The sequence below is a fragment of the Acinetobacter sp. 18QD2AZ41W genome (assembly GCF_009829025.1).
Lineage (GTDB): Bacteria > Pseudomonadota > Gammaproteobacteria > Pseudomonadales > Moraxellaceae > Acinetobacter > Acinetobacter pseudolwoffii.
In genome coordinates this window covers 1-763 of sequence record NZ_WURP01000061.1, presented here as the reverse complement: position 1 = coordinate 763, position 763 = coordinate 1, and the positions used below count along the sequence as shown (strand labels likewise).

General features: G+C 52.9%; 1 protein-coding gene. It reads left to right on the top strand.

The genetic code is table 11. The annotated features are described in order from the left end of the window. Nucleotides 1-63 precede the first annotated feature (63 nt). A partial coding sequence (locus tag GVV58_RS15245) for an IS6-like element IS26 family transposase (protein ID WP_003218105.1) occupies nucleotides 64-763 on the top strand: 700 nt, incomplete at its 3' end.

Sequence of the window (763 nt, the reverse complement as noted above, 5' to 3'; positions counted from 1 at the left end):
GGCACTGTTGCAAATAGTCGGTGGTGATAAACTTATCATCCCCTTTTGCTGATGGAGCTGCACATGAACCCATTCAAAGGCCGGCATTTTCAGCGTGACATCATTCTGTGGGCCGTACGCTGGTACTGCAAATACGGCATCAGTTACCGTGAGCTGCAGGAGATGCTGGCTGAACGCGGAGTGAATGTCGATCACTCCACGATTTACCGCTGGGTTCAGCGTTATGCGCCTGAAATGGAAAAACGGCTGCGCTGGTACTGGCGTAACCCTTCCGATCTTTGCCCGTGGCACATGGATGAAACCTACGTGAAGGTCAATGGCCGCTGGGCGTATCTGTACCGGGCCGTCGACAGCCGGGGCCGCACTGTCGATTTTTATCTCTCCTCCCGTCGTAACAGCAAAGCTGCATACCGGTTTCTGGGTAAAATCCTCAACAACGTGAAGAAGTGGCAGATCCCGCGATTCATCAACACGGATAAAGCGCCCGCCTATGGTCGCGCGCTTGCTCTGCTCAAACGCGAAGGCCGGTGCCCGTCTGACGTTGAACACCGACAGATTAAGTACCGGAACAACGTGATTGAATGCGATCATGGCAAACTGAAACGGATAATCGGCGCCACGCTGGGATTTAAATCCATGAAGACGGCTTACGCCACCATCAAAGGTATTGAGGTGATGCGTGCACTACGCAAAGGCCAGGCCTCAGCATTTTATTATGGTGATCCCCTGGGCGAAATGCGCCTGGTAAGCAGAGTTTTTGAAA